This window comes from Micromonospora sp. DT228 (assembly GCF_049841595.1).
Classification (GTDB): Bacteria; Actinomycetota; Actinomycetes; order Mycobacteriales; family Micromonosporaceae; genus Micromonospora.
Genome location: NZ_JBNCKO010000007.1, coordinates 319,260 through 344,621, shown reverse-complemented (window position 1 = coordinate 344,621; position 25,362 = coordinate 319,260). Strand labels below are relative to the sequence as shown.

The 25,362-nt window shown below is 71.8% G+C and carries 22 protein-coding genes; 11 read left to right on the top strand and 11 right to left on the bottom strand.

The features are described from left to right. Position 1: 1 nt before the first annotated feature. From ACLQ29_RS17300 to ACLQ29_RS17290, 3 genes are all read left to right on the top strand, one after another. Positions 2-1,513: a tetratricopeptide repeat protein gene (locus tag ACLQ29_RS17300; protein ID WP_425772550.1), complete on the top strand. Its 1,512-nt coding sequence runs from the start codon at positions 2-4 to the stop codon at positions 1,511-1,513. A 124-nt stretch (positions 1,514-1,637) separates the two neighbouring features. Beyond that, a complete protein-coding gene (locus ACLQ29_RS17295) occupies positions 1,638-2,120 on the top strand; it encodes a hypothetical protein (RefSeq protein ID WP_425772549.1) in 483 nt (160 codons plus the stop codon). Between the two features lie 49 nt (positions 2,121-2,169). Next, positions 2,170-2,442, top strand: coding sequence for a DUF6221 family protein (locus ACLQ29_RS17290; protein ID WP_425772548.1), 273 nt, complete (start codon positions 2,170-2,172; stop codon positions 2,440-2,442). Between the two features lie 71 nt (positions 2,443-2,513). On the opposite strand, the gene ACLQ29_RS17285 is transcribed toward ACLQ29_RS17290, so the two are convergent. The 3 genes from ACLQ29_RS17285 to ACLQ29_RS17275 all read right to left on the bottom strand — a co-directional run bounded on the left by ACLQ29_RS17285 (position 2,514) and on the right by ACLQ29_RS17275 (position 7,117). After that, positions 2,514-5,051 carry a DUF6493 family protein gene (locus tag ACLQ29_RS17285; protein ID WP_425772547.1) on the bottom strand — a complete coding sequence of 846 codons (2,538 nt, stop codon included), beginning with the start codon at positions 5,049-5,051 and terminating at the stop codon, positions 2,514-2,516. Next, on the bottom strand, positions 5,048-6,382 hold the full coding sequence (locus ACLQ29_RS17280) for an SWIM zinc finger family protein (RefSeq protein WP_425772546.1): 1,335 nt from the start codon (positions 6,380-6,382) through the stop codon (positions 5,048-5,050). The genes ACLQ29_RS17285 and ACLQ29_RS17280 overlap by 4 nt, the downstream gene beginning before the upstream one ends. Positions 6,383-6,478: 96 nt before the next feature. Next, entirely contained in the window at positions 6,479-7,117 is a 639-nt protein-coding gene (locus ACLQ29_RS17275) for a uridine kinase family protein (RefSeq protein WP_425772545.1), read from the bottom strand. Between the two features lie 159 nt (positions 7,118-7,276). Here ACLQ29_RS17275 and ACLQ29_RS17270 point away from each other — a divergent pair, with 159 nt between their 5' ends. From ACLQ29_RS17270 to ACLQ29_RS17260, 3 genes are all read left to right on the top strand, one after another. Beyond that, positions 7,277-7,906: a hypothetical protein gene (locus ACLQ29_RS17270; protein ID WP_425772544.1), complete on the top strand. Its 630-nt coding sequence runs from the start codon at positions 7,277-7,279 to the stop codon at positions 7,904-7,906. An 80-nt stretch (positions 7,907-7,986) separates the two neighbouring features. Continuing rightward, positions 7,987-8,631, top strand: a complete 645-nt coding sequence (locus ACLQ29_RS17265; RefSeq protein WP_425772543.1) for a hypothetical protein — start codon at positions 7,987-7,989, stop codon at positions 8,629-8,631. A 42-nt stretch (positions 8,632-8,673) separates the two neighbouring features. Then, positions 8,674-8,886, top strand: a complete 213-nt coding sequence (locus ACLQ29_RS17260; RefSeq protein WP_425772542.1) for a hypothetical protein — start codon at positions 8,674-8,676, stop codon at positions 8,884-8,886. A 13-nt stretch (positions 8,887-8,899) separates the two neighbouring features. On the opposite strand, the gene iolB is transcribed toward ACLQ29_RS17260, so the two are convergent. From iolB to ACLQ29_RS17225, 7 genes are all read right to left on the bottom strand, one after another. Continuing rightward, positions 8,900-9,724, bottom strand: a complete 825-nt coding sequence (gene iolB / locus ACLQ29_RS17255) for a 5-deoxy-glucuronate isomerase (RefSeq protein ID WP_425772587.1) — start codon at positions 9,722-9,724, stop codon at positions 8,900-8,902. 46 nt (positions 9,725-9,770) lie between these two features. After that, positions 9,771-10,955, bottom strand: coding sequence for a glycoside hydrolase family 88 protein (locus ACLQ29_RS17250; protein ID WP_425772541.1), 1,185 nt, complete (start codon positions 10,953-10,955; stop codon positions 9,771-9,773). An 84-nt stretch (positions 10,956-11,039) separates the two neighbouring features. Beyond that, positions 11,040-11,717 carry a hypothetical protein gene (locus ACLQ29_RS17245; RefSeq protein WP_425755739.1) on the bottom strand — a complete coding sequence of 226 codons (678 nt, stop codon included), beginning with the start codon at positions 11,715-11,717 and terminating at the stop codon, positions 11,040-11,042. A gap of 5 nt (positions 11,718-11,722) precedes the next feature. Then, on the bottom strand, positions 11,723-12,616 hold the full coding sequence (locus tag ACLQ29_RS17240; RefSeq protein ID WP_393368325.1) for a carbohydrate ABC transporter permease: 894 nt from the start codon (positions 12,614-12,616) through the stop codon (positions 11,723-11,725). Beyond that, positions 12,616-13,479, bottom strand: coding sequence for a carbohydrate ABC transporter permease (locus ACLQ29_RS17235; RefSeq protein ID WP_393368326.1), 864 nt, complete (start codon positions 13,477-13,479; stop codon positions 12,616-12,618). The genes ACLQ29_RS17240 and ACLQ29_RS17235 overlap by 1 nt, the downstream gene beginning before the upstream one ends. Before the next feature lie 116 nt (positions 13,480-13,595). Continuing rightward, a complete protein-coding gene (locus ACLQ29_RS17230; protein ID WP_425772540.1) occupies positions 13,596-14,900 on the bottom strand; it encodes an ABC transporter substrate-binding protein in 1,305 nt (434 codons plus the stop codon). A 42-nt stretch (positions 14,901-14,942) separates the two neighbouring features. Continuing rightward, the gene (locus ACLQ29_RS17225; RefSeq protein WP_425772539.1) at positions 14,943-16,946 is read right to left on the bottom strand and encodes a DUF2264 domain-containing protein; all 2,004 of its coding nucleotides are present in this window, start codon (positions 16,944-16,946) and stop codon (positions 14,943-14,945) included. Positions 16,947-17,212: 266 nt separating this feature from the next. Between ACLQ29_RS17225 and ACLQ29_RS17220 the strand changes: the two genes are divergently transcribed. The 4 genes from ACLQ29_RS17220 (at position 17,213) to ACLQ29_RS17205 (ending at position 23,636) form a co-directional block, all read left to right on the top strand. Beyond that, on the top strand, positions 17,213-19,162 hold the full coding sequence (locus ACLQ29_RS17220) for a heparinase II/III domain-containing protein (RefSeq protein WP_425772538.1): 1,950 nt from the start codon (positions 17,213-17,215) through the stop codon (positions 19,160-19,162). Next, complete coding sequence (locus ACLQ29_RS17215; RefSeq protein ID WP_393368333.1) at positions 19,159-20,298, top strand: substrate-binding domain-containing protein; 1,140 nt, start codon at positions 19,159-19,161, stop codon at positions 20,296-20,298. The genes ACLQ29_RS17220 and ACLQ29_RS17215 overlap by 4 nt, the downstream gene beginning before the upstream one ends. A gap of 94 nt (positions 20,299-20,392) precedes the next feature. Then, positions 20,393-21,784 carry a protein kinase domain-containing protein gene (locus ACLQ29_RS17210; protein ID WP_425772537.1) on the top strand — a complete coding sequence of 464 codons (1,392 nt, stop codon included), beginning with the start codon at positions 20,393-20,395 and terminating at the stop codon, positions 21,782-21,784. Positions 21,785-21,869: 85 nt separating this feature from the next. Then, positions 21,870-23,636, top strand: coding sequence for an extracellular solute-binding protein (locus ACLQ29_RS17205; RefSeq protein ID WP_425772536.1), 1,767 nt, complete (start codon positions 21,870-21,872; stop codon positions 23,634-23,636). Here the strand turns inward: ACLQ29_RS17205 and ACLQ29_RS17200 are convergent. Further along, complete coding sequence (locus ACLQ29_RS17200; protein ID WP_425772535.1) at positions 23,623-24,819, bottom strand: MFS transporter; 1,197 nt, start codon at positions 24,817-24,819, stop codon at positions 23,623-23,625. The genes ACLQ29_RS17205 and ACLQ29_RS17200 overlap by 14 nt on opposite strands. An 85-nt stretch (positions 24,820-24,904) precedes the next feature. Between ACLQ29_RS17200 and ACLQ29_RS17195 the strand changes: the two genes are divergently transcribed. After that, positions 24,905-25,246 (top strand): alpha/beta hydrolase, encoded by a 342-nt coding sequence (locus tag ACLQ29_RS17195; protein WP_425772534.1) that lies wholly within the window; start codon positions 24,905-24,907, stop codon positions 25,244-25,246. Positions 25,247-25,362: the final 116 nt, after the last annotated feature.

Sequence of the window (25,362 nt, the reverse complement as noted above, 5' to 3'; positions counted from 1 at the left end):
CATGGGTGGCCTGCACTACGAGCCGAACGGCGACGAGGCCTTCGACCGGCTGCGCCGGCAGGCCGAGAGCCTGAGCCGCAACCTGGGTGTCGACATCGGCCGGACGCGGACGTTCGCCACCGCGTCGCCCGACGACGTGGCGATGAGCGGCGGCCTGGTGACCGTGGACGACCCCGCGGTGCTCGCCGAGCAGATGCGCGCGGTGCGGGCCCGCGAGTCGGATCTCAAGGTCCAGCGGCTGCTGGAGCGCGCCGAACGCGCTGCCGGTCAGGACGACTATGACAGTGCCCTCGACCTGGTGGACGAGGCGCTGGAGTTGACCCGCAGCAGCCTTTCGGCCTGGCTGCTGCGGGGCCGCTGCCAGATCGCGCGTGGCGAGTTCGCCGAGGCCGCCAAGACGATCTCGGTGGCCCGGCAGCAGGCCAAGGATCCGCAGGGCATCCGGCTCGCGGCCGCGCTGGCCGCCGAGTGTGACCGGGCCGAACTGAGCGCGTTCGCGGCCGAGCTGAACCAGCTCATCGACCGGGGCCTGCTGGACAAGGCGGAACAGCGGATCCGGGACCGGCTGCGCGACCGGCCGGACCACCCGATCCTGCAACAGAACCTGTGCGTGGTCCTCCTGCTCGCGGGCAAGCTCGGCGAGGCCCGGGCGACGGCCGAGGCCGGCCGCTTCGAGAAGCTGTTGCGGGTCATCGCCCAGCGTGAGAGCGAGCCGCAGATCGAGGCCGCGCGTCACGCGCTGCGCCGTGGGAACACCCGCGCGGCCCTGGACCTCCTGGACGCGTGCGCGGGCGCGATCGGCGACAGCGAACACTTCCTGGCGATCCGCTCGTACGCCCAGGAACGCGCGGCCGCCCGTGGGTTCCGCCTGATCGGGCGTGCACGGCGGAGGGCCGACGCGGAGCCGATCGACGACGACACCCTGCAGTGGCTCATCGAGTGGCTGGTCCAGGACGAGTTGACCGTCGGCATGGAAGCCCTGGAGAACGAGGACTACCAGGGCGCACAGCCGTACTTCGAAGCGGCCGAAGCGATCGACGACCGCTGCAACCTGGTCGCCTTCCTGCACGCGGTGGCGCTGTTCCGCAGCCTGTTCGATCAGTTCGAGGGGCAGCGGACGCCGACTCTCGACGAGGCGCACGACGTGCTGGTGGAGGCCGAGCGCCTGGCCGCGCAGGCCACCGGGGACCCCAAGGTGGGCGCCCCCAGTCGCGACCTGGCCGGGACGATCCGGGCCAGCCTGGACACTGTCCGGGAGGTACGGAAGCAGGTGGCGCGCGCCGAGGCCGTCGCCGCCTGCGTGGCCACGTTCAACGCGCTGGTGCAGCGCTACGAGCGGTCCCCGATCCGAACGATCGAGCAGCTCAACAGCGCCCGATACAGCTTCCGCGCACTCGCCCGGGACGTGGACCGGCTGAGCCGCGAGGGTTCGTCCGAGGCACGGGAGGTGACCGCCCTGCACGAGCTGACCCAGGCGATTGCCCGGATCCAGCAGCAGCTCAACCGCCACTGACCGCGAACCTCATGGTCGAGGTCGAGGTCATCGCGGTCCTGGACTGGACGCGGACCCGTGCAGGCCCGGCCGGACAAGGCCGGGCCATGTCGCTACGCGGCCAACAAGCAGGCACAATCCGGCTGTGACGATCACGATCACCAACTACCGGGACCTGTTCGCCAACGTCCGCAAGCGTCCTGGAATGTGGCTCATCCGAGAAGACTTCGCCAGTGTCGTGGCCTTCGTCGAAGGGTGCAACCAGGCGAACGCAGGGACCTTGCTGAGCGGCTTCCAACCGTGGCTGGTGACTCGAGCTGCCTGCCTCAACAACCACGTCTGGTGGAGCATTGTCGCTCACCTGACCGAACCCACCGGTCCCAAGAACCTTCGCCACATGGCTCCCGATCTGGACGCCCGCACTGTCGAGGCCCTGTTCGACCTCCTCGACGAGTTTCTCGAACTACGCGACGAGCACGACGGCCTGAACCGCATCTTCGCCGCGCACGAACAGTGGCGCCGCCTCCGCGAACAGAACGGTTGCGACGCCACCGACGCACCCAACTGCCCTACCGTCCAATGCCCCAGAGCCGCTAGCCGGACCACGCCCCAACAACCCCACCCCTGACAACAGGGCAGACACTGCGGATGGTGGTGTGGCGCGCGAGAATCGGCCGGTGGAAGATCTGCTGCGATTCCTGCACGCCCGCTACGAGGCGGACAACCACGCCTTCGCCGAGGTGTCCTACCGCTTCGGGGCTGAAGCGCTGCTCGACAGCCATCTGCCGATGCTCGACCTGGTCGACATGCTGGCACGGGAGTACGAGGCGATGGACCCCTCTGACGAGCGCTTCGCCGGCCTGGCGTACGCGGTCCGGGTGCTGGCGCAGTCCTACTACGAGCACCCCGACTACCGGCAGGAGTGGCGCGTACAGCCGCCCGCGAGGTGATGTCACCTCGCGGACCCGCCCACCCCGATCTCCCACTGCCTTGGTCGCGGGTCATCCCCCTCGGCCAGGCGTCACCTGTCGAGAGCGCCGGCCAGGCGCCGCGCCTCGGTGACCAGCCGGCTCGACCCGCCGCGCGCGGCGACTTCGGCCAGGCCGGGCACGTCGATCCGGGCGCCGGTCGCGCCCGCCGTCTCCGCCGCCAGGCTCAACAGGTCCGGGGTGCCGCGCGGGGCCTTCGGCGAAGCCAGCAGCAGGGGCAACGCGGCGGCGAGCAGGCGCCAGATGCTGAGCGGGGCACCGGCGGCGGCCGCGTCGCGCAGCGGCTGCACGGCGCGGTTCGGCGTGAGGTCACCGACGGCGGCGAGGATGCCGAGGTGGGCTCCGACCCTGGGAGCGTCCAGGTCGCCGGCGGCGGCCAGCATCAGCAGGGTGTCCACGGTGGCGACCCGGTCGGACTCGTGTCGGGCGCCCAGGCCGTACGCGAGGGCGAGGTCGACGGCGGGACCGCCGTCGCCGCCGCACTCGGCGAGCAGTGGCAGGATCGCGGCGCCACCGGACACGTCCTGGTCGGCGCCGCTCGCGATGTCGGGCAACGCGTACGCCGCGACCAGCCCCCGGTAGCCGGGCAGCACGGCCGGCCAGAGCCGGGCGGCGTCGCCGACGTAGCTCTCCACGGATCCGGCCGGCACGGTGAGCAGGCCGAAGGGGTCGTCGACGCCCTCCGGCGGGCTGAGGGCCACGTGGGTCCGCTGCCGAGGCGATTCGTCGTACCCCCGGTAGTAGCTCTGTCGGCGCTCCTGGCGGGGCAGCGTGACCACCCGATGGTCCGGCGTCGGCAGGCCGCCGGCCCGCAGCCATCCGGCGAGCCGGTCACCGGCGGGCGTGCCGAGCGCCGCGGCCCTGGCCGCGAGGGGCTCGTCGACACGCGCGGGCAGCCGCAGCATAGCCTGCGTCAGGTCCACTTCCCACGCCTCGCGCTGGCCGAGCAGGGCCAGGCGGTCGTAGAGCACCTCCGGGTCGATGGCGCCGTTCGCCGTGGTCGGGGCCGCGAGCAGACCGGGGTGCTGGGGCGCGCCGACGCGGTCACCGATCTCGGCCAGCCGGGCGCGTAGCAGCCGATGCGGCGGGGGTACCCGTGGATCGCGGGACGGTCCGCCGGACGTGCGGCGTCGCAACACCGCGAGCGTCGCGGCCCACCGTCCCCGCCGTGCGCCCGCCTCGACCGGGTCGGCCGCCGCGTGCAGCACCCCGCCGAGGAGACCGCACAGGCAGCACGGATCCCACGGGTGTTCCTCCGCGCTGGTGCGGTGCCGTCGCAGCACCGGCAGCAGGGCGTCTTTCAGTCGGGCCCGGTCGGCACCGGCGAGGCGGACCACCGCGTCGAGGACCCGTTCCAGGCCGGACGCCGTCGTGGGGCCGCTGAGCAGGGAGGCGGCCTCCTCCGCCAGCTCGTCCGGGTCGGTGATGGCCGGGGGCGCGGGCAGCGGTCCGGCCGGTGGCGGTAGGTCGTCGCCCACCGCACCGATGACGATCCGTGGGGCGGCCACGTGCCCGTGCCGGGCGGCCAGCGTGCCGGCCCGGTCGCGGATGTCCGCCGCCGGATGGTCGACGGCTGTCGCGACGACCTCGGCGATTTCCGCCGCCCGCTCGGGGTGCCGGCGGGCGAGCTGGTCCAGCCAGCCGAGCTGGGCGCGGACCAGCGCCTTGTCGGGCCGCACGAGGACGGCCCGCGACGCGTCGAGCAGCCCTTCGACCTCCACGCCGTCGAGAGCCCGCAACGTCTTCTGCGCCATCGACGCCACGTTGCCGGGGGCGTCGGCGAGCAGACGCAGGTAGTCTCCGCGACGCCTGTCGACCTCGCTGGCGGTGGGCTCCAGCAGGCCGTGCAGGGTGACGAACGCGCGCAACGCGGCCGGTCGGTCGCCGCGCAACAGCCGGCTCACACAGCCGTCGAGCAGCATCGTCCGGTCCAGGCGGCCCTCGCCGGCCAGCCGCGTCAGCGCTCGCGGCAGGGCGTGATCCTCGTCGGTCATGAACTCGTCGAAGGACATCCGCGTCCCGACGCCGTCCACCTCGAACAGGCGCGGCACCAGGGCGTCGAGGAACACGTCCGCCCGGAGCCGGTCCACGAGCGGGACCGGTCGCTGCGCCTCCGGCGGCCACGCCATCAGGGCGAGCCACCCCTCGACGAACTGGTCACCGGTGGGCGCCGCCGCCTTCTCGGCGGTGATCAGCTCGGCGAGGAATTCCCAGCCGTCCATCGGGTCGCCCCGGCGGAGCCGATCCGCCAGCCGGGTTGCCAGCTCGGCCAGCCAGGGCACCCCGCGCGCCCGCGCGACCTGGACCACCAGCTCGGCGTCGGCGCCCCGCAGCGACACGTTGCGCCGGCCGAGCAGGTCGGCCGTCGCGGCGGCGGTGGGCAGGCACCCCACCGCGGCCACCGCCAGGGCCGTCGCCTCGGTGTTCCACCACCAGGTGTCGCGCCGCCGGCGCACGTGGGCCACCAGCCCGTCGGCGAACGACCGCCGTCCCTGCTCGTCGAGGCCGGTGACCGCGTCGACGGCCGCGCCGACGTCACCCCGGGCCAGGAACTCGTACGGATCGCTCACGCCCCGACCTCCACCGAAGCGCCCACCATCGTCGTGGCGAGCGCGTGCTTGCAGGGCCCGCGCTGGCCGCGGTGTCGCGCCCACCAGGGGCAGGAGCAGGTGTACGAGCCGTCCGGCCGGCGGCGGACCCGGTAGACCTCGTCGCCGTGGCGTACGGTCGCCGCCTCGCCGTCGGGGGTGACCGCGCCCGCCTCGACAAGCGCCCGCGCCCCGACCAGCCGGGGATTGTCCCGCTCGGCACGGCCGGCGTCGTAGGGCAGCACCCGGTGGAAGTAGCCCGCTTCGGCCACGTCGAAGCCGACCCGGCCGGCGGTGCCCAGCTGGGTCAGCGCGGCCCGGACCCGGTCCGCCGAGATCCCCGCCGCGGCGGCCATCGCGTGGATGTCGATCGTCGGCTCCCAGGACAGCAGCGTGCCGACGAGCGCGGCGTCGTCGGCGACGTCGTCCGAGGCGAGCGCGGTCAGCGCGCCGCCCTCGCCGGAGAAGCCCCGGTAGGACTCCGGCGACAGGGTCAGCGACAGCCGCAGCGCGCCCGTGTCGAGCTCCCACACGCTCGGCAGCGGCGGGGACCCGGCCGCCGCCGGTGGCCCGTACACCCGCAGGGTCTTCGCGTACCGGAGCAGCCCCCGCAGCGTGGCGAGCCGTCCGGCGCCGGCCAGGCACACCGCGCCGGGCACCGGGCGCGAGGTCAGCCGCAGCGAACGCCCGGCCGGCACGACCCAGAGCACCGACCGGTCGTTACCCGCCGGCAGTCGGCGCAGGAAGGCGGCCGCCTCCGCCGCCGGGACCTCCGCCCGCCGTCGCATGGTCGTGGCCATCAGATGGACCTCGGCGAACCCCCGCAGCCACCGCCCGGGCAGCGGCACCTTCTTCTCCACCACCGCGGCGTCCAGGGTGGACACCGTCAGGTCATCCGGCCCCACCGACAGGTGCAACGGGTCGATGCCACCCACCCGGGCCAGCGCCTCCCGCAGCGGCGCGTTCACGTCGACGTTCGTGGTGCCGTGCTCGACGATGTCGCCGTCGAACCCGGCCGGCACGACGTCCAGCCGCGCGTAAACCCCGCAGCAGCCGGAGAACGACTCGAAGCGCATCCGGTCCCGGCTGCCGGTGACCACCGGATCGAGGCTCGCCGGGCTGACCGGCTGGTGGTAACGGGTCCGGGCGACTTCGGCGACCGCCAGTAGCCCGGCGGCCGCCGCCTGCGGAGTCGTCAGGAAACCGGAGAAGAACCGCGGGTTGGTCGCGGGCCCGCCGCTGGTCTGCAACGCCAGGTCACCCCGGTGCAGCGTGGACGGCTGGCGGTAGCGGTAGGTCTGAAGGGCGCTCACGGTTGCAGAACCTACGACCGACCCCCGACACCCTGCCAGGGATGCTGCCGCGACGAGGGATTCCGCCTCCCGGACGCACTCAGCCCGCTGACCCCTTTACCCGCCGAATTCTCCGCGATCAGCCCCGTTGTCGAAAACCACATCGCAGGTCGCATGCGGCCGGTGCTTCGCGCGATAGGCCAGCTCCGAGCGTTCCCAGACATCCCACAAGCCGGAGTCGTAGATCCCCCGCCGGATGTCGCGCTGCTTGGCTCGCTCCCTCGCCACCTCCATCGGCGCGTCGACCCAGATCCGACAGTCGTAGTAGCGCCACAGCTCACCGAGGTACGCGGACACGCCCTCCACGATCAGGTACCGCACCGCCGGGACCCGCACCCGCCGGCCCGGTCCGCCCTCGAACCCCGTCAGCGTCCGATACTCCCGCAGCTCTCCGCGCGAAGCCGGCGCCAACACTCGACGGGCGAACTCCGCGCGATCGAAGTCACTCTTGTCCTCGTCGCTGACCACACCCTCGACGAGAAACTCATCCAGGTGCACCAGATGGGAACTGCCCAGGGCACGGGCGAGCCGTCGAGCGAAGACTGTCTTCCCGGCGCCACCGAACCCCTCCACCCCCACCAGCGTCGGCCGACCGGTCGGGGCGATTCGGCTGACCAGTGCCACGATCGCCGCCAGGTCCAGCCGCGCCGCCACCCCCGCACGGAGACCCGCCGGCGTGGGCACCTCAGCCGTCACCCCGACCACACCCCTTCCGACCAGGCTTCACGCACGTCAGACACCCACATCGAATCATCCCAGGGTCGGTCGGCGGGCACGCCACGCTCAGCAGCCCTCGTACCACAGTGGATTGCCGCCCGGGCAGTCCGCCGGCGTCGGGGCCGGTAGGGTCGGACCGTGTCCGCGCTGGTCGCTGTGCCCCGTCGTGTCATGGCGCTCGTCGCGCTGCTCGCCACCGCCGCCTGTGACGGCCCCGCGGATCCGGTGGGCGCGCCGACCACCGGCGCGACCACGAGCAGCGTTGCCGCCACCGCGCCCACCGCCTCGGTCGGCCCCGTCTACCGCGCGCAGGATCTGGACCTGTGCAAGCGCACCGATCTTCGGCCGTTGGCGGACTTGTCCCTGACGGTTGCCCGCACCGATCCGAAGCCGCCGCTGGGGCGCCCGGGTGTGGCGTGCCTGTTCGAGATGCGGACGAAGGATGGGCATGAGGCGAACCTGCGGGTGGAGGCGTCCACTCCGGCCAGCGCAGAGGAGGCCCGGTCGCTCTACCGGTCGACGGAGCGGGTGACGGTGATGACTCCGGCCGGTGCCATCCCCGGTGTCGGCGACGAGGCCGAAGCCTTCACCAAGCGCTCCGAGCCGGGCTTCAAGTACGCCGAGTACATGGTCCACGCGCGCACGGACAACCTGGTGGTGAAGGTCTGGTTTGCCGTCGGCGGTGCCTCGTACGCCGGCACCGAGATGCTCGCGTCGAAGGCGCTGACGTTCCTCCGGGCGACGCAGGCGGCCGTACCCATCGGGTGATGCCCGCGGGCGGTCCTCCTCGGACGGCCTCTGGCCTTCGGCGGGCATCTGCCGGGTCGACCGGCAGGGATACTGAGCGGGTGCGCGAAGACGACGTATTGCGGGGCATCGCCGCTCGTGTGGCAGCTCGCGACTACAGCGATGACGTGTCGATCCGCCCCGGCCACCGTGACGCGGACGGCACGTGGATCGTGAGTCCCCGGCCCGAGGACACCCGGTCGCTTGTGGTGCGGGGGTCGCAGGAGCATCGTGCCGCGCTGGCAGCCGACGCCGTCGACCCGTTGCCGCCGCTCGCGCCCGCCCCCGCGCACGCGGTCAACGACGCGGAACAGGTGCTCGGGCATCCGCTGCCACCGCTGCTTCGACGCGTCTACCTGGAGGTCGCCAACGGCGGCTTCGGTCCCGTGCTGGGCGTCGCGGGCGGTTGCACGGACGATCTCGGGCGTACGGCGATCGACCTGCTCAGCCCTCGAGAACCCGCCGGCTTGCTGCCGATCGCCTATTGGGGATGCGCGATCTACTCGTATGTCGACTGCCTGGGTCGGGGCGCGATGATGTGGGGCTTCGACCCGAACTCGGGCCTTGGCGAGCACTCGTTCTACGCGGAGGGGATCTCTCTGGTGGATTGGCTCGACCGGTGGCTCACCGGGGGCCTCGAGCAGCCGCACCTCGAACCCGATCGGACGCGCTCGTGGAGCGGGACCACCTCCGAGGGAGCGAGCTAGACGCAACTCCTCCGGCGCCTGGAGTACGAGATCTTCGGCCGGGTGTCCCCAGCCCTCGTCATCGGGTCGGTGGCCCTGTTGCTGTTCACGCCGGCGTTGGCCCACTGGTCGCCGATGGCCGGGCTGAGCGTGGTGGCCGGAGTGCTGACCCTGGTCGCACTGCTCGACATGCTGCGAGGCAGGGGAGCGCCGTTGGAGCCTCCCGCCCCGCCGATCGGGCGGGAGGCAACCGACGTTCGCGAGCCCGAGGCGTGACCCAGGGCCGTCGCTACAGGCCCAGACTCCGCAGGGTCGGCACGGTCTGGCCCACCCAGGCGAGGGCGGCGTCCTCGCGGGCGCCCTGGGTGCGCTGTGTGCCGGCCAGGAACCACAGGAAGTAGGTGGTGTAACCGGGCGCGCTGACCACGGTGTGGTAGCCCTCGGGCATCATCTGCATCACGTGGTCGCGGATGGTGACGTTCTCCTCGTACCCCTCGTCGGTGTAGACCCGGCTGATACCGAACCCGTCCGCCGGGTTGACGCGGTAGTAGTACATCTCCTCGTGTGCGGCCTCGGCGGGCAGGTCGTCGACCTTGTGCCGGTGCGGCGGGTAGGTGCTCCAGTTGCCCGAGGGCGTGTAGGTCTCCCCGACGATGAGCCGACGCGCGGGCAGGTCCGGTTGGGCGACCTCGGTGAGGATCTGGTGGTAGTTGCGGCCGAAGTTGGCCGCTCCCCAACGGCCGGTCGCGACCTGCTCCGGCGCGATGACGTAGGGGTCGGTGGCCAGGTCGCTGGGGGCGCTGGGGAGGGCGATCTCCACGTCGGTGACGGCCTCGACGGTGATCGAGGAGCCGGCCGGGAGGTAGACCGAGTGCGGCTTGCCGGAGAACACGTCCGGGCGGCTGCCGACCTGCGGGAAATGGTGGTCGGCGACGGTGAAGTTGGCGGTGCCGCCGAGGATGACGGCCAGGATCTCCCGGTCACCGGACTCGCCGGTCCAGGACTCACCGGCCGACAGCCGCAGCAGGGTGAAGTCCAGCAGCCGACAGGGATTGACGGGCAGCGTGTTCCGGCCGTCGGCGGCGGGAATGGTGCAGTGGTAGCGGTAGTCCATGGTCACCTTTCACAGGATGTGGGGCAGTGCGGGTCGGTCGCGGTGCTCACCAGGGGCTGGTCCAGCCCGGGATCGTGGCGCGGGTGAGGGCTTCCAGGTAGAAGTAGTCGCCCCACAGGGTTCCCTCGTCGACGCCGACGTCCTTGGGTTTGTCGTAGACGCCGTGCAGGATCAGCGCGTTCGAGCCCGGCTGACCGCCGGTGGAGTAGTGGTCGATGAGCGAGCGCAGGATCTCGGCGGCGGCCGTGCGGTACCGGCCGGCGCTGTCCGGGTCGGTGAGGTTGTCGGCGAGTTCGAGCAGGCCGCAGACGGCGATGGCCGCGGCCGAGCTGTCCCGCTCCTGGCCGCTGCCGTCGCCGAACTCCAGGTCCCAGTACGCGACGTGGTCCTCGGGCAGGTGGGCGAGGAAACGGTCGGCGCAGGTCATCGCGGCGGTGAGCAGCGCGGGGTCGCCGAGGTGCCGGTGGTTGAGGCTGAACCCGTAGATGCCCCACGCCTGCCCGCGCGCCCAGCAGGAGTTGTCGGCGTGGCCCTGTTCGGTTTCCCCGCGCAGCGGCGCGCCACTGGCCGTGTCCCAGTAGAAGGTGTGGAAGGTGGTGCCGTCGGGGCGCAGGATGTGCTGGCGCAGTTGCGCCGTGTGCCGGCGGGCCGCGGCGGCGTAGCGGTCGTCGCCGGTGGTCTGGCTGGCCCAGAAGAGCAGCGGCGTGTTCATGAGGCTGTCGATGATGGTGCGGCCCCGCTGGCGGGGGTCGTTCAGGTCGCCCCAGGCCTGGATGATTCCGGCCGGTTCGAGGACGCGCGTCATCAGGTGGTCGGCGGCGGCGAGCGCCGCGCCTCGGGCCCGCGGATCGTTCGTACGGCGGGCCGGGGTGACGCAGGAGAGGGTGTAGAGGAACCCGAGGTCGTGGGTGTCCAGGTCGATGCCCCGGCCCACCCGATCCGCGAAGCTGTCCACGTGCGACAGCGCGGCCCGCAGGTGGCGGTCGTCACCGGTCAGGTCGTGGGCCAGCCAGAGCTGTCCGGGCCAGAAGCTGGTGGTCCAGCCGACGTTGGCGCCCTCGGGTTGGCCGGCGCTCGGTGGCCGCAGCGGGTAGCGGTTGGCGTCGGTGGTGTCCGCGGGGTACCGGTCGCCGAAGGTGGCGATGTTCGCGTCGACGGTACGTATCGCGGCGGCCACCGCGGCCGCCGTGGCCTCTGCGTCGGAGCTGGCACGGACGTCGGTCGCCGTCATGGATGCTGTTCTCCCTCGTGGGTCCGGTCCGGTGCCGGGCGGGTGTGTCGTCGGCGTCCCGGCTCGGTGGCCGGGACGTGCTGGTCAGGCGCGCTGGGGTGCGGCCGTTGGTGGGTCGAGGGCGGCGCGCAGGGTGAAGCGGCTGTTGGCCCAGACGACGTAGAGCAGCGGCGCGGCGGCGAGGCCGAGCGCGATCGCGGGGCGGGCCGCCAGGAGCTGCGCGAGCAGCACGAGCACAAGCAGGGACACGGCGGTGAGGTACCACCGACGCACCGCCAGGTACACGCAGGTGCGGGCCACCTCGCGCAACCGCGCGGTGGGCCGGTCGGCGAGGGTCACCAACCCGAGCAGCGCGGTCGCGACGGTGAGGACGATCAGGGTCGCCAGCACCGGCAGGGCGAGTGCCCCGACCCGGTGGCCCCACGCGGCACGTGCGTCGACGGCGAGTACCACCAGGGCGGTCATGGCAGCCGCCGTCCAGAGCATCGCCGGCCGGGCGGTGGCTCGCCAGGCGCGGCCGTAGGTGCGCAGCACGCCGCCGGTGTCGCCGGCCGAGTAGGCGGACATGACCGCGAAGGCCGCGCAGAGCCCGGGCGCGCAGAGCGGGGCGGTCAGCGCGTACAGCGGCCAGGACCGCGCCGCGTCGGTGGTGAACGCGAGCGTCACCAGTGGCAGGCAACCGAGCACCAGCAGCAGGTTGGTGGTGAGCGCGACGTAGACCCCGTCGAAGACGGCGGTGATGGTGTGGTGGCGCGAACGCACGGGCCTCACCCCTTCAGTCCGGTCGAGGCGACGCCCTCGATGAAGTAGCGCTGGCCGAGCAGGAAGATGACCGCGACGGGCAGCACGGACAGCACCGAGCCCGTCATGATCAGCGCGTACTCGGCGTTGTACTGGGAGATGAAGGTGTTCAGCCCCAACTGGATGGTGCGCAGTTCCGGACTGCGCAGGTAGACGAGCGGGCCGAGGTAGTCGTTCCAGGTGGTCGTGAACATCAGCAGGGCCAGGCTGGCGAGCGCCGGCCGGGACAGCGGCAGAATGATCCGTCGGTAGATGCCGTACTCGCTGAGCCCGTCGACACGCGCCGCTTCGCTGAGTTCCTCGGGGATCGTCTCGTAGAACTGCTTCATCAGGAACACGCCGATCGCGCCGAACGCCTGGATCGCGACGATCGACCACAGCGTGTTCGCCAGGTGCAGCTTCGACATGAGGATGAACTGCGGGATCATGTACGACTGCCAGGGCACCGCGATCGTCCCGACGTACGCCAGGAAGAGCAGGTTGCGGCCGGGGAAGCGGACGCGGGCGAAGCCGTAGGCCGCGAAGCTGCCGGTGAGCACCTGCAGGAAGGTGACGATCACCGACAGCAGCAGGGTGTTCCACAGCCACGTCGTCATGTCCGAGCGCTGCCAGATGTCGACGTAGTTTCGCCACACCACCGGATCGGGGAGCCAGGTGATCGGGATGGTGAAGACGTCGTTGTTCGTCTTCAACGACGCCACCACCATCCAGAAGAACGGCAGCAGCAGCCCGGCCGCCGCGAGCACGAGAGCGGCGTAACCGAGGAGCCGCCCGCCCAGGGACCGGACCCGTCGGCGGGGCGCGCGATTGCCGGGCGCGGCGAGGGCCGGGGTGGGCAAAGAGAGGTCGGTCGCGGTCATCAGCTGTTCCTCCGCTTGTTGACCATGAACTGGATGACCGTGATGCCGAAGCAGATGGCGAACAGGACGATGGAGACCGCCGAGGCGTAGCCGAACTGGTTCTCCTCGAAGCCCTTCTGGTAGATGTACTGCGAGAGCACAAGTGTCGACTGGCCCGGTCCGCCGCCGGTCATCACGAGGATGAGGTCGAAGACCTTGAAGCTTTCGATGGTGAGCAGCACCGTGACGAAGAAGGTCGTGGTTCGTAACCCGGGGAGGGTCACGTGCACGAACCGCTGCCACGGTGAGGCGCCGTCGGTCTCGGCCGCCTCGTAGAGCTGGGCCGGGATGGTCTGTAGGCCGGCCAGGAACAGCAGCATGTAGTAGCCCATGTACCGCCAGGTGCCGACGATGATGACCGCCGGCATCGACCAGGTCGCCGACGCGGTCCAGCCCGGCGGATTGTCCACCCCGAGGGCGCCGAGGAGAGCGTTGATCGGGCCGTACTCCGGGCTGAACAGCTGGTTCCAGACGACCGCGATCGCCACGATCGAGGTGATGTAGGGGAAGAAGGCGATGGTGCGGAAGAACCGTACGCCGCGCAGTTTTCGGTTGAGCAGCAGCGCCAGCCCGAGTGCCGCCGCGAGGGTCAGCGGGATGTGGAAGACGGCGTAGTAGACGGTGTTGCGCAGCGCGGTCCAGAAGCTCGAGTCGTCCCACATCCGCCGGAAGTTCGCGGTGCCGGTCCACTCGGCCACCCCGAAGACGTTCCAGTTGGTGAACGCCACGTAGAACAGCACGACGACGGGAAGCAGGGTGAGCAGGGCGAAGCCGAGAAAGTTGGGAAGGATGAACGACCAGCCGGCGACCGTGTTGCGCGACACCAGCCGCCGGTTCCTGGGTCTCGTGCGCGGCAATGTTGCCATAGGGAGTCTCCGGAAGCGTTCAGCATGGCGGCGGGACCGGCGTGCGGCTCAGGCACGCCGGGCCCGCCATCAGCTCACTGGTTGAGGACTTCGTTCTTGGCGCGGGTCTGCGCCTTGCTCAGCTCCTCGTCGACGCCCTTGCTGTCGGAGAGGATCGCCGAGTGCGTCTCGTTGAGGAGGTTCTGCAGGCCGGCGGTGTGCTTCGACACCGGGTTCTCCGGCTTGATGGTGTGCTTGGAGTAGGCGAACTTCGACAGCTCGTCCTGCGGTACGCCGTCCAGCCCGAACAGCGACGTGGTGACCGCGTCGGTGACCTGGGCCGGGGTGATGCCGATCCCGGCCAGCGCCTTGCCGGCCTCCGGGCCGGCCGCGTACTTGAGGAAGTCCTTGGCCGCGGCGGTCTTGGACTTGCTGATCTTCGGGTTGATCCCCAGGCCGGTCGGGTCACCGAAGGTGACAGGCGTGGCGGAGGTGCCGGTGGTGGACTTGTCGAACTGGGGCGCCGGCGCGATGCCCCACTGGAACTTGTCGGCGTCACCGGTCTTTCGCTGGTTGAGCAGCGTGGCCACGTACCAGGTGCCCATCAGCAGCATCGCCGACTGCTGCTTGCCGAACTGCGCCTGGTAGGTGAGCTTGTTGGTCTTCGCCGTGCCGAAGGTCGGCTGCGCGCCGGCCGCCTGCAGGTCCAGTGACTTCTCGTAGTACGGCTTCAGGAAGCCGAAGTTCCCGGAGAGCAGGTCCGCGTTGGGGGTCTGGGCGAGCGCGAACCCCTGCACCGTCGACTGGAAGGTGTGCTGGTAGGCGCCTGTCGCGTTCGAGCCGGCCCCCTTCAGCCCGGTGTGCAGTCGCTTCGCCGCGTCGGTGTAGTCGTCCCAGGTCCAACTGCCGTCCGGCGGCGTCACCTTCGCCTTGGCGAACAGGTCCTTGTTGTAGAACAACACCCACGAGTCCTGCCGGTACGGCACCGCGTACGCCTTGCCGTCCACCTGGTACGACGCGAGCCCGGGGGTCGAGCCGAGACCGGAGGCGGCGTCGGAGACGTCGAGCAGCTGGCTACCGCTCTGGTACGTGTAGAAGTTCTTGAGGTTCTTCATGACGTAGACGTCCGGGGCGGTGCCGGCGGCCAGGTCGGTGATCATCTGAGTGTCGTAGTCGTTGCCCGGGGCGTACTCCTTGAGCTCCACCGTCACGTTCGGGTGGGTCGCCTTGAAGCCGTCGGCGAGCGTCTTGAACTCCGGCGTGGACGACAGGCTCCAGCCGGCCAGGGTGATCGTCACGGGTGCGTTGGGGTCGACTGGCTCGTCGCCGCCGCCGCAACCGGCGAGAACAAGTGTCAGGGCCGTCGCGGCGCTGATGACGGCCGGTATCGCACGCTTCATCCCTCTCTCCTTCAGGTCAAGGGCCCGGACGGGCCCGCACTGCTACCAGGCCGCTGGGGTGGGCCTGGGATGCTCCGTGTCCAGACGGGTCGACGTGCTGATCCCGTCGGGCCAGTCGACCGCCAGGTGGAGGCCGTGGCCGTCCTCGTCGACCACGGCCTGGCCTGCCTGCCCGACCATGGCCACCGGCATCCTGGACAACTCGGTGAGGGCGGCGACCCATGCGCCCGGCCGGACGGGGTGGTCCAGCCAGGGCACGACCAGCCCGCCGGCCAGGGGCCCGCCGTGCGGGACGGCGGTGACGCCGGCCGTTCCGCCGCCGTGCACGCTCTCCAGCCTGCTGGTCAGGCCGGCGCCGGTCACGACCGCCACCCCGCCGCGGAGGTCGGTCGTCGCATCCCCGGCGATGGCCCAGCCGCCGATGCGCAGCCGCAGCGCAGCCGCCTCGATGTCGTCGGCGAGGTCGTCGACGCGGGTCAGACGCAGCTCCCACGGGCCGCGGACCAGCGAGTACACCGTGAGGTGCCCGGCCGGTCGGGACTGGCCCAGGAGGCCGCCGCCGTGATCGCGCTGACCCGGATCCGGATCGACCCAGTGGGCGAGGGCACGTGACCCGGCCACACCCACGCCGTCGGCGTCGACGCGCACGGTCAGCAGGCGCATGCCGGCGCGGTGGGTGACCCGACCCGCGTCGTCGACGAGAGTGACGGACTGGTCGAGCGGGGTGGCCCAGCCGCTGTCGTCGAGGACGGGGGTGGTGGCGGTGGAGTAACCCAGTCGGGCGTAGAGCGGGGAATCCGAGACGGTGGCACCCTCGACGGCGTGGTCGGTGCCGTGGTTGACGACGCGGACGATCCCGTCGGCACGGGTGCCGGAGACCAGCCAGCCGGGCGCGTGTATCGCCCGTACCGAGTCCCGCTCCCGCACCGGCAGCGGCTCCTCGGGGGCCGTCCAGACCGGATGGTCGGCGGGTAGCGCGATGCCGAGCAGGCCTTTGCAGGCCCAGTACGGCGAGCCCGGCCCGGAGTACGACTGCGCGAGTCGCGGCCACGGCCGGTGCCAGCCGAGGGTGAGCAGGCCGCGCTCGTCCGGGGCGCCGTTGGCGACGAAGTGGCGCACGATGCGGGTGGCCGCGCCGCGCAGCCGGCCGAGGCTGACCGAGGGCACGCCGGCGATGGCGCCGACCCAGAACGGCGCCGCCGCGGCGAAGCGGTAGGTCAGGCTTCGCCCCTGGATCAACGGTGACCCGTCGGCGCCCACGAGCGCGACCGCGTCGCCCAGGAAGCGGTCGAGGCCGGCCAGGTCCCGTTCGCGGCGCGGCTCGGCCAGGTCGGCGGCGCCGGCCATCCGGGCCCACAGCGTCGGGTAGAGGTGCAGGGCCCAGCCCACATAGTGGTCGTAGGCGCGGTCCGGCCCGTCGGACATCCAGCCGTCCCCGCGGACGAAGCCGTCGTGCGTGGTCAGGTCCTCGTTCATCTCGTCGAGCGAGTGCGGCCCGCCCACCGAACGCAGGAACGTCTGGACGACCAGCCGGAACCAGACCCAGTTGATCCGGGGGTACGTGTCGTCGCCGACCGCCGGGCGCAGATAGTCCACCACCCGCTCTCGCGCCGCTGACGGCAGCCGGTCCCAGATCCACGGGCGGGTCAGGTCCAGGACCAGCGCGATGGAGGCGGCCTCCACCTTGGCCTGGGGGTGCTCGTCCAGGCGCACCCAGCGGTCCGGAGAGCTCGGGTCGGTGCCCGCGGCGATGCCGGCCGCGTACCGGTCCACGAGTTCGTCCACGCCCACTCCCCGGGCACCGGCGATGCGGAAACCAGCCAGCAGGAAGGTACGGGCGAAGCCCTCCAGGCCGTCGACGGCTCGCCCGTAACCGCCCTCCGGCCCGGGAAAGGTGACCAGGGCGTGCCCGGGTGACGCGTACGGTCGGGTGGCGGCGAGCATCCGGTCGGCGAGGGCCAACCAGTCGTCCCGGCTCCAGGTCGCGGCGGTGGTGGCATCCGGGTCTGTCCCCGGTGCCGGCCAGCCGGCCGTCCCGAACGTCATCCGAGGTCCTGTCGCATCGAAACGTCTCCGTGGAAGGTGGCGAGCGGGGCGTGCCCCTGAATGTGACGCGCAGGCATCCGCAGGGTTTCCGAAGTAAAACGCTCACAACAGAGCAAGTCAATGCTTCTCTTCGACCGATGTGAACACACCTGATCAAAAGGACGCACGTTGCTGCCTCGATGCGGCGTCGCCGCGGGACCTCGACTGCCATAAGTGCTCTGATACGATCAAAATCGTTCAGACTCGCTCTACCAGTCCGAGGGGCCATGATCGTCGCAGAGCGCTTCGCGGGCCCTCTGGCCGCGGCCTGGCCGGGCAACCGCACCGAGCTGCTGGCACGGGCACTCGCGCCACCGGACCGATCATTGCCGGTGCCGCCGGCGCGCGAGCGTGCCGTGTGGGCGCACCCGCACGCCCCCACGCTGCGACACCTGCGCAGCCGGGCCGAGGACGACCTCGCCGCCCCCTGGCCGCTCCCACTGGCCCACCAGTACGCCCGGTACTTCCGGGACGGCGAACGCGACACGTACGAGCAGTTGGTCTTCGCCCGGCAGCGGCGCCTGACCCGGGCCGCCGTGCTCGCCGCGGTCACCCTCGATCCGACCTGGCTGGACGAGGTGGTCGACGGCGTGACCCTGCTGTGCGAGCAGAGCAGCTGGTGCTGGCCGGCGCACGACGACACCCACGCCGTGCACGGCGCGGTGCTGCCGACCGTGACCGATCCCTATCTCGACCTCGGCGCGGGAGAGGTCGCCGCTCAACTGGCCTGGGTCGACCACCTGCTCGGCGAGCCGCTCGACGCGCACGCCCCCGGCCTGCGGACCCGGATCCGGCACGAGGTCGAGCGGCGCGTGCTCACACCGTTCGCCCAGCGCCGCGACTGGCACTGGCTCGGCCTCGACGGCGACGTGCACAACTGGAGCCCGTGGATCCACGGTAACGTGCTCGTCGCCGTGTTGCGCCTGGTGGAGGACCCAGCCCGGCGCGCCGGGCTGGTCGACCTGGTGGTCGAGGGGCTCGACAGGTACGTGGCGTCGCTGCCCGCCGACGGCGCCATCGACGAGGGCTACGGCTACTGGTGGAACGGCGCGTGTCGGGCCCACGAGGCACTCGACCTGCTCGCCCACGCCACCGGTGGCGCGCTCGACGGCGTGCCGGCCGACGCCCTGCGGCACACCGTCGCCTTCCCACACCGGATGCACCTGGGCGGCGACTGGTACCTCAACCACGCCGACGGTTCGGCCCGGCCCTCCGGGGGCCAGCCCTGGCACGCCCTGCACCGGGCCGCCCGCCGGGTCGAGGACTCCGACGCGGTGGCGCACGCCGCGGCGCACCGCCGCCCCGACGCGCCCGCAGCGGACGAGAAACACGGCCTGGGCCGGCTGCTGCTGGCGTTGACCGACCCGGCGTGGATCTCCGCCACCCCGGGGCCACCACCGCTGCCACGCGACGTGTGGCTGCCCTCCGTGCAGGTGCTTCTCGCCCGCGCGGCGGCCGGCAGTCCCGGCGGGCTGACCCTGGCGGTCAAGGGCGGACACAACGGCGAACACCACAACCACAACGACGTCGGCAGCATCGTGGTGGCCCTCAACGGGGTGCCGGTGGTCGTCGACGCCGGGCGTCCCACCTACACGGCGCAGACCTTCGGCCCCGGTCGGTACGACATCTGGACCATGCGCGGTGACTGGCACAACGTCCCGCGCGTCCGCGGCACCGAGCAGGCGCCCGGCCGCACCCACGCCGCCCGGCAGGCCACCGCCACGACCGACGGCACCGACTCCGAGTTGCGTCTGGACCTCGCCGGGGCGTACCCGCGCGCGGGTGTCCGGCACTGGTGGCGCAGCTCCCGACTGGAGCGCCACGGTGGACGGGTCGTCATCGCCGACGCCTGGGAGTTCGACCCTCCAGAACCCGACCAGGCCGCCCCGCCGACCCACGTCCACCTGCTCGTCGCCGGTCAGGTCCGGCTCGGCGACGGCCGCGCCGAGGTCACCGCGCTGGACGGGGCCGGCCGACTCGGGCTGCGCTGGCAGCCGGCATCGGCGCCCTGCGCCGCGACGATCCGGCAGATCACGGATCCGCTGCTCCTCGACGTGTGGGGAGAACGGCTGACCCGCCTCGCGATCGACGTCACCGCGTTCGGCCCGGCCGGCCAACTCGTCGTCATCATGCAAGAGCTCGCACCGCACGAAGCGTTCCTCGGAGGTCCCCCATGACCAAGGACAATCCCGTCGTCACCACGGCGGAGTCCTCCCGCGGGCCGCTTCAGGTCGTCCGCCGCCAGCAACTGTTGGCAGCCCTGCACCGCGACGGCTCGATGCGCGTCTCCGACCTGTCCCACGCGCTGGGCGCCGCGCCGGTCACCATCCGGCGCGACATCGCCGAGTTGGCCGCCGAGGGGTTGGTGCGCCGCGTCCACGGCGGGGTCGCCCTGATCCTGCCCGACGACGTCCCGGCAGCAGACGAGGCACCGGCCGCCGGCCTGGACCCGCTTGTCGGGCGCGCCCTCGGCATGCTCGTGCCCTCGTTGGACTACTACTGGCCGGACGTGGCGCGCGGGGTCGAGGGAGCCGCCCGGGAGCTCGACATGCGTGTGGTTCTGCGCGGCTCCTCCTACGACACCGAGGACGACCAGCCGCAACTGGCCCGCCTGGTGGAGCGGATGGATGTCGACGGGCTCATCATCGCGCCGAGCATGGACGCGCCGAGCGCCGAGCGCACCATCGACTGGCTCGACCAGGTCGGCGTCCCGGTCGTCCTGTTGGAACGCACCGCCACGGTGGGCAGCCACCACGCGGTCATGGAGTCGGTGGTCACCGACCATGCGCTCGGCGCGGCCATGGCCGTACGCCACCTCACCTCGCTCGGACACCGCAAGGTCGGCCTCGTGCTCGACGCCAACAGCCCCACCAGCCAGCACGTGCGGCGCGGCTGGCTCGACGCCACGACCGAGTGCGGTCTCGACTCGGACGCCACGGTGGTGGCCGTGGCACCCGACGCACGGTCACCGGAGCGGGACGCCGTCCTCAACGACGTGCTCGACAGGTGCCGGGCGACCGGGACGACGGCGTTGCTCGTGCACGCCGACGCCGAGGCCATCGCGCTTGTGCAGCACTGCGAGGAGCGGCACCTCTCCGTCCCCGGTGACCTGTCCATCGTGGCGTACGACGACGAGGTCGCCGGGCTCTTCAGCCCGCCGCTGACCGCGGTCCGACCGCCCCGACGCTCGATCGGACGGGCCGCCGTACGCCTCGTCGCCGACCGGCTCGTCGACCCCGACCGCCCCACCCACCGGATCGTCATCAGCCCGTCACTGCGGATCCGGGGTTCGACCGCGCCGCCACGCGCGTAGGTTCCCTTTCCGTCCTCGGCCACCGGCGGCGGACATGGCACGATGGCCGAGTCCTGCGCCGCCGGTGGCCGGGCGCGACACTTATGGAGTCGGGATGTCAGAGCTGGCCGGCGCGCCGGTGCCGGGGTTGGCGAAACTGTGGACGCACGACCCGGTCACCGCCGGCCCCTATCGGCTGGTCGGGCGGTTGGGCGCGGGTGGTCAGGGGGTCGTCTACCTCGGTGAGGACGACGCCGGTGACCGGGTCGCGGTCAAGATGGTGAACGTCGATCTGAGTGATCCACGGGCGCGGTCGCAGTTCGTGAAGGAGATCGCCGCCGCACGCCGCGTCGCGCCGTTCTGCACCGCGCAGGTGCTCTTCGCCGAGGTGGACGGTGATCGGCCCTACGTGGTCAGCGAGTTCATCGAGGGCCTGACCCTGCACCGGCACGTCCGCGAGCGCGGTCCGGTGACCGGCAACGCCCTGCACCGGCTCGCGGTCGGCACCGTGACCGCGCTCGCCGCGATCCACAGTGCCGGTGTGGTGCACTGCGATCTGAAGCCGGACAACGTGGTGCTGGGCGAGGACGGTCCCCGGGTGATCGACTTCGGCATCGCCCGCGCGTTGGGCGTCACCGACACGGCGACCAGCCGGGTCATGGGGACCACCGCGTACATGGCACCCGAACGGTTCCGCAACGACGCGGTCGGTCCGCCCTGCGACGTCTTCGCCTGGGCGGCCACGATCGCCTTCGCCGCCGGTGGTCGGCCGCCGTTCGGCAACGACTCGCTCTTCGCCGTGATGCACCGGGTGCTGAACGATCCGCCCGAGCTGCCCGCGTTGCCGCCCGTGCTGGACGAGCTGATCCGGGAGTGCCTGGCCAAGGATCCGGCGGACCGGCCGGCCGCCGAGCGCGTGCTGGTGCGGCTGCTCCGGCAGGACGGCAGGGTCGCCGCTCCGCTCCCTCGGGAGAGCCTGCTCGAGGTCGGCAACGAGACCGCGGGCGCGCCGACACCGAACCACCCGCTGCCCCCGGTCACGCCGACGGCAGCGCAGCCGCGCCCGACGCAGCCGCGGATACCGACCCAGGTCCAGCCGACCCAGCCCGTACCCCTGCCGGCGGCGACCCAGCCGGCATACCCGCCGGTGGCGACCCAGCCGGCGTACCCGCGGCCGACCCAGCCGGGATACCCGCCGGTGGCGACCCAGCCGGCGTACCCGCAGGCGCCGACCCAGCCGGGATACCAGCCGGTGGCGACGCAGCCGGCATACCCGCAGGTGACGGAGCGCGGCGGTGGCGCGTTGCGGCGGCTGCGTCGGGAGGCCGCGGATGCCTGGGGCATCTCGACCGCGCTCTTCCTCGGTTCGGTCGGCGCCGCCGCCGGTTACGTCGCGTCGAGCGCGGTCGGCCCGGCCGCCGCGGTCGGGGCGGTCGCCTTCGTCGTGGTCTACCTGGTCCGGCTGCTGGTCGCGACGGCGATCGGGGGGCGGTCCGACCGGCTGTGACAGGTGCGCCGGGGTCGGGGTCGCCGGCTGGCGCCGGATCGATAGGTTGACTGCCACCGCCCCGCCCGCCGAGGAGGACGTCCCGATGCCCCCAACCGCCACGCGTACGCGGCAGTGGTTGCCGTACACCGCCGCCGTCACCGCCGGGCTGGTGGTCATCGCCGGGGCGTTCGTGATCGTCCGGCAGCGCGACGCCGACTGCACCACCACGCTCGAGGTCAACTCCTCGACGGAGAAGGCGGCTCTGCTCGTCGACCTGGCCGAGCGTTACAACCGCAGCGATCGGTCGATCGATGGCGGCGGCTGCGCCCAGGTGCACGTCAGCGCGTTGAACTCGGGCCAGGCCACCGAGGCGCTGGCCGCCGGCTGGACCAACACCGGCCTGCCGCAACCACAGGTCTGGTTGCCGACGTCGAGCCTCTGGACCGGCCAGCTCCGGCTGCTCGACCAGGCCGCCGGGCGGGATCCGCAGACTCCGGCCCAGTACCCGTCGATCGCCAACAGTCCACTGGTGATCGCGATGCCGCAGCCCAAGGCCGACCTGGTACGCCAGCGCGGGGCGCTGGGCTGGGGGGAGGTCCTGGGCCTCTCCGGGCGGGAGGGGTGGGCCGGCTTCGGCAAGCCGGAGTGGGGCCGCTTCACCTTCGGCAAGGACAACCCGAACCTGTCCACCTCCGGGCTGGCGGCGACGATCGCCACGTACTACGCGGCGGCGCAACTGTCCAGCGACCTGACCCGCGCCGACCTGGCCAACCCCGCGGTCACCCAGTTCGTCAGGCGGATCGAGGCCAACGTGTCGCACTACAGCGACGACTCGGTGGACCTGCTGCGCAGCCTCGCCGAGGCGGACCTGGCCGGCGGGGCGGGCAGCACCGGCGACATGAGTGCCATCGTCCTGCAGGAGGAACTGGTGGACCTCTACAACTCGGGTGCGCTGAGCCCTCGGCAGGACGGGCAGGAGCGGGGCCGCCGGCCGAACGTGCCGCTGGTCGCCGTACATCCGAAGGAGGGCACGTTCAACCTGGACCACCCGTTCGTGGTGCTGCCCTCCGCCGATGGGCGGCAGCAGGCGGCGGCTGCCGACTTCCAGAAGTTCCTGACCGAGGACGACCAGCAGAAGAGCTTCACCCGCCTCGGCTTCCGGGATCACCAGCAACGCGCCTCGGCGGAGTTGCTCGCCAGCGTCGGCCCCGAGCCCACCGCCGGACTCACCTACTTCAAGCCCCCGGATCCGCAGGTGGTCGGCGCGATGCTGGACGATTGGCGCACGCTCCGCAAGAAGGCGAACATCCTGATCGCCCTGGACACCTCGGGGTCGATGGACGTGCAGGTCGGCACCGCAGGTAACCGTTTCCAGGTCGCCTCCGCGGCGGCGGGCAAGGGCCTCGCGTTGCTCAACACCGAGGACCGGGTGGGTCTCTGGTCGTTTTCCTCGGAGCCGCCACCGAAGCGCCCCTACCGGGAGGAGGTCCCGCTCGGCGAGTTCGACGAGAAGCGGATCACCAGCAAGATCGCCGGCCTTCACGTCGCAGGCGGCACCGCCCTCTACGCGACGATCCGGGCCGCACACCGGGAACTGCTCGCCAGGTACGACCCGCAGCGGATCAACGCGATCGTCGTGCTGACCGACGGCAAGAACGAGTACAACCAGGACAACGACCTGGACGGGTTGCTCGCCGAGGTGGCGCTGGACCCGGATCGTCCGGTGAAGGTGTTCTGCATCGCCTTCGACCGCGATTCGGACTTCGCCACCCTGGACCGGATCGCCAAGGCGTCGTCGGGCAAGGCCTTCGACGCCACCGATCCGGCCACCATCGACGAGGCGTTCGTGAAGCTGGTCAGCAGCTTCTGACGCCCGCGACGGGGGCGGGCGTTTGGCGTCGGTCCGAGGCCAGCAACGGCTCACCCAGCAGGAGGGCGACTGTGGCGAGGGTCAGCAGTGCCCCGACGAGGAACGCGCCGCGGACCCCGAATGCCGACAGCGCGGCTCCGCCGAGGAGTGCGCCGGCGCCGACGCCGACGTTGAAGGCGGCTGAGTTCGCGGCGAAGCCGATCTCCGTGCGGCCCGGGCTGACGTGCAGGATGCGCGCCTGGGTGGCCGTGAAGATGGGTGCGGCGGAACAACCGAGCAGCGCGAGGCCGGCGATCACCGTGGCCGGACTGCCCGCTGACTGGAAGAGCAGCAGCATTGCCGCCGCCTGCGCGGAGACCGCGAGCACCAGGGACGCGCGCGGACGTCGGTCCAGCAGGTGGCCGAGCGTCACGACGCCGACGATTCCGGCGCCGCCGTAGACGAACAGCAGCGGGCCCACCATGCGTGCCGGGAAGCCGGCGACCTCGGTGATGAACTCACCGAGGTAGGTGAAGCCGGTGTACAGACCGGTCATCGCCACCGCCGTGGTGAGCAGTACGACCACGAAGTGCCGGCGATCCGGGGCCGAGCCGAACGCGGCGTGGCTCTCCTCCGGTCGGGTGGTGGGCAGCAGCACGGCGATGAGGGCGGCGACGGCGAGCGCGCTGATGCTGAGAACGATGAACGGCAGCTGCCATCGGCTGTGTTGCGCCAGCCAGGTGCCGGCGGGTACGCCGAGCAGGTTCGCCAGTGAGCCGCACACGGAGGTCACGGCGAGGACCCGGCCGCGAATCGCGGGTGCGAACAGCCCCACCGCCACCGAACCCATGACCGCCCAGAACACCGCCTGTGCGACGGCCACGACGATGCGAGCACCCAGCAGGACGCCGTACGAGTCGGTGAGTACGGACCCGACGGTCGCCACGGCCAGTACGACAAGCACGCCGGAGAGCACGAAACGGCGGGGCAGGTGGCGGGTGAGGTGCGCCATCGGCAACGACACGACGGCGACGGCGAGACCGTAGCCGGTGACCAGGAAACCGGCGGCCGGGAGGGACACGCCGAGGTCGGACGACATCAGATTGAGCAGGCCGATCGGCAGGTTCTCCGTGGTGTTGAAGATGAAGGCGGAGAGGGCGATCGCCAGCAGGACGCTGACGCGGCGTCCGACATCGAACGACATTCGTCTGTCGTTCCCTTCGAGTCAACGGGTGTCTGCCGCCAGCTCGCCTCCAGGATCACGATGGTGCCGATCCCCTCCGACGACGGTGGCAACGGCAACGGATCAGTACATCCTGCAGGACAAGTTCCCGGAGGTGTTCGCGGCCGACGTCGACCCCGGCACCGCCGAGATCATGGCGGCGACGCAGCGGCCCGCCTCGGCGAGCGCCCAGGAGGAGGGCGTGACGAAGGCCGCCTGGAAGACGATCCCCTCCTGGACCCTCATCAGCACCCAGGATCAGGGCATTCCCCCAGACCTGCAGCGCTTCCTGGCGAAGCGGGCGGGGTCCACCACAGTCGAGGTCGCCGCCTCCCACGCCGTGGCGGTCTCGCAACCCGGCCCGGTCGCGGACCTCATCGACACGGCCGCCCGCGCCACCGCGCGCTAGACGACTATCCCTTTCGTCCTCCGTCGCCCGAGTGGGGTCGGCCGAGGCGTGAGACACGTTGGCTATCATCGATGGATTGGCGCATCGTCGACCTATGACATCGCGGCGCCCGTGTC

Coding starts and splice junctions, on each gene's coding strand:
- ACLQ29_RS17300 (WP_425772550.1), top strand. CDS start 2: ATGGGTGGCCTGCACTACGAGCCGAACGGCGACGAGGCCTTCGACCGG.
- iolB (WP_425772587.1), bottom strand. CDS start 9,724: ATGGACTACCGCTACCACTGCACCATTCCCGCCGCCGACGGCCGGAAC.
- ACLQ29_RS17250 (WP_425772541.1), bottom strand. CDS start 10,955: ATGACGGCGACCGACGTCCGTGCCAGCTCCGACGCAGAGGCCACGGCG.
- ACLQ29_RS17240 (WP_393368325.1), bottom strand. CDS start 12,616: ATGACCGCGACCGACCTCTCTTTGCCCACCCCGGCCCTCGCCGCGCCC.
- ACLQ29_RS17230 (WP_425772540.1), bottom strand. CDS start 14,900: ATGAAGCGTGCGATACCGGCCGTCATCAGCGCCGCGACGGCCCTGACA.
- ACLQ29_RS17225 (WP_425772539.1), bottom strand. CDS start 16,946: ATGACGTTCGGGACGGCCGGCTGGCCGGCACCGGGGACAGACCCGGAT.
- ACLQ29_RS17220 (WP_425772538.1), top strand. CDS start 17,213: ATGATCGTCGCAGAGCGCTTCGCGGGCCCTCTGGCCGCGGCCTGGCCG.
- ACLQ29_RS17215 (WP_393368333.1), top strand. CDS start 19,159: ATGACCAAGGACAATCCCGTCGTCACCACGGCGGAGTCCTCCCGCGGG.
- ACLQ29_RS17210 (WP_425772537.1), top strand. CDS start 20,393: ATGTCAGAGCTGGCCGGCGCGCCGGTGCCGGGGTTGGCGAAACTGTGG.
- ACLQ29_RS17205 (WP_425772536.1), top strand. CDS start 21,870: ATGCCCCCAACCGCCACGCGTACGCGGCAGTGGTTGCCGTACACCGCC.
- ACLQ29_RS17200 (WP_425772535.1), bottom strand. CDS start 24,819: ATGTCGTTCGATGTCGGACGCCGCGTCAGCGTCCTGCTGGCGATCGCC.